Origin of the sequence: Ferruginibacter sp. (genome assembly GCF_031430955.1) — a bacterium.
Classification (GTDB): domain Bacteria; phylum Bacteroidota; class Bacteroidia; order Chitinophagales; family Chitinophagaceae; genus Ferruginibacter.
This window is the reverse complement of the sequence record NZ_JANPCM010000113.1, coordinates 1-5916: the sequence shown is the minus strand read 5'-3', so window position 1 is coordinate 5916 and position 5916 is coordinate 1. Positions and strand designations below refer to the sequence as shown.

At 35.4% G+C, this 5916-nt stretch carries 4 protein-coding genes and 1 pseudogene; 2 read left to right on the top strand and 3 right to left on the bottom strand.

The window, feature by feature from the left end; translation table 11 throughout:
* Positions 1-914: hypothetical protein (locus ACY65O_RS03100; RefSeq protein WP_462219388.1), on the top strand; the 914-nt coding region annotated here is incomplete at its 5' end.
* Between the two features lie 96 nt (positions 915-1010).
* On the opposite strand, the gene ACY65O_RS03095 is transcribed toward ACY65O_RS03100, so the two are convergent.
* Complete coding sequence (locus ACY65O_RS03095) at positions 1011-1700, bottom strand: type 1 glutamine amidotransferase domain-containing protein (RefSeq protein ID WP_462219387.1); 690 nt, start codon at positions 1698-1700, stop codon at positions 1011-1013.
* Between the two features lie 340 nt (positions 1701-2040).
* Between ACY65O_RS03095 and ACY65O_RS03090 the strand changes: the two genes are divergently transcribed.
* Complete coding sequence (locus tag ACY65O_RS03090) at positions 2041-2529, top strand: PH domain-containing protein (RefSeq protein WP_462219386.1); 489 nt, start codon at positions 2041-2043, stop codon at positions 2527-2529.
* 375 nt (positions 2530-2904) lie between these two features.
* On the opposite strand, the gene ACY65O_RS03085 is transcribed toward ACY65O_RS03090, so the two are convergent.
* Together ACY65O_RS03085 and ACY65O_RS03080 are read right to left on the bottom strand one after the other, a co-directional pair.
* On the bottom strand, positions 2905-5313 hold the full coding sequence (locus ACY65O_RS03085; RefSeq protein WP_462219385.1) for a glycoside hydrolase family 95 protein: 2409 nt from the start codon (positions 5311-5313) through the stop codon (positions 2905-2907).
* A gap of 264 nt (positions 5314-5577) precedes the next feature.
* A pseudogene (locus tag ACY65O_RS03080) lies at positions 5578-5916 on the bottom strand (hypothetical protein); the annotation flags it as partial.

Genomic DNA, 5916 nt, shown 5'->3' with positions numbered 1-5916 from the left:
TAAAAACGATTGCTGTTATAACCGCTTATTTTCTGGTTATATTTTATTTTTTTTCAACCATAGTTGCCAACTATTTTTTTATTTATCCGTCGCTTCCTAAAATTCATGAACATTATGACGAATACTTGGCAGTTTTCAATACTTCTACCAGAATTCTAATGACTTATTCCTCCGTTGCTTTATTCTTTACATCCGTTTTATTACTTTGGTTTCGACCAACTTCTTTTCCTCGAAGTGCAATTTGGATGTCGATAGTTTTAGCTTCTATATCTACAATTGCAACACTGTTTTTTATCATGCCATTGCAGTTGTCATTGTGGATTTCAGGTTATAATGAAGCTTTATTTCAAAAATTAATGCATATCAGTAAGTATTTTCAAATCATCCCCAGCTTTCTACAAATACTAATTGGTTTTTGGTTACTCAACCGTTATTTAAGCCATATAAAATTTATGAGCCGATGGATTTTCATTTTATTTTTTGCACTTACCCTATTTAACACAAACTATGATTCTACTGTAGCTTTTCAGTTATACACGACGGTTGGTTCTGCTGATTGGACGGCATTCAGAAATGCCATATTACCTCCTTTGTTTTTCATTTTTTTAATTTTGGCTTTTACACCTATGTTACTAACAATTCCTATGTTTTGGTTGCGACCTAAAAGTATTCCAAAGTATTTTGTAGGCATTTATGGATTAACTATTCTTTGGATTTTCTTCATTTCAGCAATTTATATCGCTACTAAATTACAAGGCTTTTTGGAACATAATTATTCACGCTTAAAAATCGAAGAATTAGTCAATGCCGATTTAATGTATCGAGGATTACCTGCTATGATTTTAACTTTTATAACGGTTTATATGTTTGTAAAAGTCGGAAAAGACAAAATTAACATTCAAAACTTAGCTTAAAAAAACGGCTGGATTGGGTTTTGTGCAAGTGTGGCTTGACAAACAAACATCAGTGCCTTGGTTCCTGAAACATTAACCAAGGCACACTTATTTTATTTATTCTTTTTTACCAATAAGCGTTTTTAAAAGCAACTTAGCAACTGCTTCTGAAGAGGCTGGGTTTTGCCCGGTAATTAATAAGCCATCCTGCTCAGCAAACGAACCAAAGTCGGCTCCTTTACTGTAATGTGCCCCTAATTTTTTCAATTCGTCTTCTAATAAAAAAGGCACCACTTTTGTTAATCCTACGGCTTCTTCTTCGGTATCTGAAAATCCGGTTACCTTTTTTCCTTTTACAAGTGGCTGGCCATTTTCTGCCTTTACTTTAATTAAAGCTGCCGGCGCATGGCATACAAATGCAACAGGTTTTTGTGTATTGTAAAAATCTTCAATTAATTTAATGGAGGTTTTATCATTTGCCAAATCCCACATTGGACCATGACCCCCGGGATAAAAAACAGCATCATAATCATCCTGTTTAACACCACTTAATTTTATTGTATTGGCAACTTTATCAATAGCATCTAAATCTGCGTAAAATCTTTTTGTAGCAGGTGTTTGTGCGTCGGGGGCTTCACTCTTTGGATCAACCGGGGGCTGACCGCCAAGTGGTGATGCAATGGTAATAATGGCACCGGCATCAGCAAGCACATAGTATGGTGCTGCAAATTCTTCAATCCAAAAACCGGTTTTTTTTCCAGTGTCGCCTAAAGCACTATGTGAGGTTAACACAATTAGTATTTTCATTTATTTATATTTTATTATTTAATGATTACATCTTTTGTTTGTATCGCCAATTAGTATGCCAGGGCACTATCACTATAATCTGCAGTTCCAATACCTGATGGCATAAGTTTATTTAGAAATAATTTAAATTATTTGTAAAGCAAAGATGAGTTTATGCGGTTTGATGAATGTTACAGCATTTTGTAAAAAATTTATATCATTCCCACATTTGGATAACTGCAGTGGTTATGTATATTGTTTCATGTTTAAAGAAACAGTACTCCTGTTTTTAGTGCAATGGTTAGCGAGACACAAACCAAGGCTGGAGAATAAGATTTGAAAAAAATACATAACTTCAACTATGACATACAAAACATCTTTGGATAACGTAACAAAAGTAATTACATTGGGCATTACAATATTATTTGCCGCTATCATTATCGGGCAATATTCAATAATTAAAGATGCAACAGCAAGCGCAACTCCAATTTATATTACAGTTGGTTTATTGATAATTTATTTTATTGTTTTTGCTTTCAGGCCAGTTAAGTACAGCCTTACTGCCGGCAATCTTATTGTGCACAGGCTCTTTTCAGACGTAAAAATTGAGCGGAGCAAAATTAAAAGTGTGGAGTTGGTGGATAAAGAAAAACTTAGTTGGTCTGTGAGGATTTTTGGAGTGGGTGGTTTTTTCGGTTACTGTGGAAAATTTGCAAATGCAAAATTAGGCACTATGACCTGGTATGCAACACGTAAAGACAGAATAGTTTTAGTTAAAATGTTAAACAATAAAAAAATAATTTTAACGCCAGATGAGCCTGAAAAATTTGTTGCAGATTGTAACGCCTGAAATGTTGGTTAAGCTGTCCATGTCTCACGAACCATACTCCAAATTGAAGCAAAAGATTTGTGAGACATAAACTTTTGTGAAGAAGAGAAAAAATAAATAATCACCTCACACTTCTCGAACTTCTGTAATTATTATTTGCCGCCTGCGACATAGTTACAGAACGGGCACATGATGCGAAAACAAAAGCAATAACTAAAAGTGTAAAAAGAGTTTTCATAAAAGATATTTTAGGTGGATTAAAGAAATAAATGCTATTGTAAAAATAAAACATCCGTTCCTTATTTTTATGAGGGAAACTAAGCAATTTTTTTAGTAAATGTACCTGTGGTAACTACTGTGTATAAATTGCAATATCTTCTTTTTCAAAATGTTGAATTATTTAAAAGTAAAAGAATAAGCATTTCCCTTTTTTGTATCAAAACTGTACACACTCCCCTGCCCCAATGTTTTTATTTTTTTAATTGCCGTGTTTGTAACAGGTGTAAAATAATTTTGCAATAATATTTTACAAATGCCGCCAGCACCCGAGAATATTTTTAATGAAGTAAGCTTGCCTTCTTTCCAATCCATATCTATTACAAAACCGCCTCTTGCACATAAACCTTTTATGCTGCCGTTTTTCCAGGCGGTGGGCAATGCAGGTAATAGTTGTATGGAATTCAAATGGCTTTGCAACAGCATTTCGGCAATGCCGGCGGTGGCACCAAAATTTCCATCAATCTGAAAAGGCGGATGCGTATCAAATAAATTATTCATTGTGGAAGTTTTTAATAACTCCTGGTACATTTTGTATGCATGATCGCCATCTAACAATCTTGCCCAAAAATTTATTTTCCAGGCTTTGCTCCAGCCCGTGCCACCGTCTCCCCTTATTGCTAAAGTTATTTTACAAGCGTTTGCAAAAGCTGTATCCAGCAGTGGAGAAATTTCTCTTCCCGGGTGCAAAGCAAACAACTGCGACACATGCCGGTGCTGTGGATCTTCATCATCCCAATCGCCATACCACTCTACTAAATTTCCTTTGTTACCAATTTTAAGCGGACTGAGCCGATCTCTTTTTTGTTTTATTAATGCTGCAAAATTTTTGTCGGTATTTAATACGGTTGATGCTTCAATAATATTGGTAAATAAGTCCCAGATAATTTCCATATCCATTGCAGATGCAACGGTAACGGCCGCTTTAAAACCATTGGGATGTAAATAAACATTTTCAGGTGATGTGGAGGGCACTGTAATTAAATAACCATCTTTTTCTACCAGCCAGTCCATACAAAATAATGCAGCACTTTTCATTAAGGGATATGCTGTATCCTGTAAATATTTTTTATTGCTGGTAAATCTATAATGCTCAAATAAATGTTGCGATAACCACGGGCTGCCCAATGCCCAGTTAGCCCATTTAGGATCGCCGCCACCTTCACCCACAGGATTAGTTTGCGCCCATATATCACTGTTATGATGCACTGCCCAGCCCTGCATATTGTAATAATTTTTTGCTGTGGCTGTTCCGTTTTTTGCCATACGTTGTATGTGTGCAATCAATGGTTGTGTTAAGTCAGAAAGGTTGCAGGTTTCGGCCAGCCAGTAATTCATTTGCAAATTAATATTGGTAGTGTAGTTGCTGCGCCATGATGGTCGAATTTCTTTATTCCAAATTCCCTGCAAATTAGCAGGCATGCCGCCGGGCCTGCTGCTGCAGATTAATAAATACCGGCCAAATTGAAAATACAATTGTTCTAATGCTAAATCGGGTTCCCCTTTTTTATAAGCTTCCAAACGTTTATCAACCGGAACCTTTGAAACTGTTTTTTCTATAAGAGAAAAACTTACCCGGTTAAAATATTTTTGATAATCTTTTATGTGTGTACTTAATAATTGGGCATAGTTTTTTTTAAGTGCTGATTGTAAAAATGCAGTGGCTAACTTTTCTTCATCTTTACCATCACTGTCGGGGCATTTATCGTAACCATTAAAACTGGTTGCTGCCGAAACGTATAAAATAACTTCAGTTGCATTGCTGATAATTAATGAAGTATCGGTGTTGCTAATTTCGCCATCTTTATTTTTTGCTTTTATCCTGAACTGAAAACGCATACCATTACAGTTAACTCCATCTTCGAAGATTAATGGTTTTGGATTTCTTCTTTCGTCGTTGGTGATTCTTGCTTTTCCTTTTAAAATTAATTCTTTATTTGCCGCAACTATTTTTTGATATTGCAATTCATGCTTTACATCTACAGAAAAATTTAAGGCATTTGCTTTAGATGATTTTAAGCGGATGATAATTATTTTATCGGGTGCAGAAGAAAATATTTCTCTGGTGTATTCAACGCCATCAACAGTAAATTTTGTAGTGGCTGTTGCGTTGCCAATATTTAAATCACGGTAATAATTGGTGGCTTCACCGGTAAACTGTTGTTTTATGATAATATCGCCGAGTGGCTGGTACATTTGGGTATTAGGACCCTGTATTTTTTTCAGCAGCTTTACTGCCTGGTTAATACTGTCTTTTAAAAGGGCATCACGTGCAGGTTGTAAAAATTGCTGCGCTGTTGGGTTGGGGTTTAAATTGGCTGGCCCGCCCGTCCATAAAGTTTGTTCGTTTAATTGTATTAACTCTTCTTTGATGCCGCCAAAAATCATAGCACCTAAGCTTCCATTGCCAATGGGTAAGGCTTCGTTCCATTCTTTGGCAGGTTTGTCGTACCAGAGTGTTAGGGGGTTTTGGCAAAAACTTTTTAATTGAAAAAAAAGAATTGTGATAATAAAAATACTTTTTTTCATAATTAATTTTATTAACAATTAAATATTTTTCATTCTTTTTATTAATTGTACCGAAGCGAATGGTTCGTGAGACACGAACCAAGGCTGAGAAAAAAAATGCAGGCAATAAAAATTATTTTGTATTTCATATTTACGCTTTAATAAAAGTTCAATAAAGATATCCTGTATCCCGATGCATCGGGACGACGCCTATGAAGATCCACATAGCTTCAAAGCCAGGTTAAAAAAATAAATTCTGAAAATTTCAATTTTCAAGCATCTCAATTATTTCAACCGTTCTTCATTTTCTTTACCTGCTGCTTTTGGTGGCGGAGCATTTTTATCAATACTGATAGTAAAATTATTGTACTTCCAGCCTTCGATATATTCCATAGTGCCTAATACTGCTGCAGAAATTCTGCTGTTACTGAAAACAAAATTTTTAAGCGTGGATTGCGGATAACCTACTGCATCAAAAACAATTTTTGCATGTGTGGCAGTGATGTTGCTGATGTAAAAATTCTTTGCAGCTGGAATGCCTTTCTCTGGCGGTGTAACTTTTTGCAGCATCGATTTCCAGTGTGCAGGAACAGAATCGTATACATAACCTTTGGGTAATTCGGA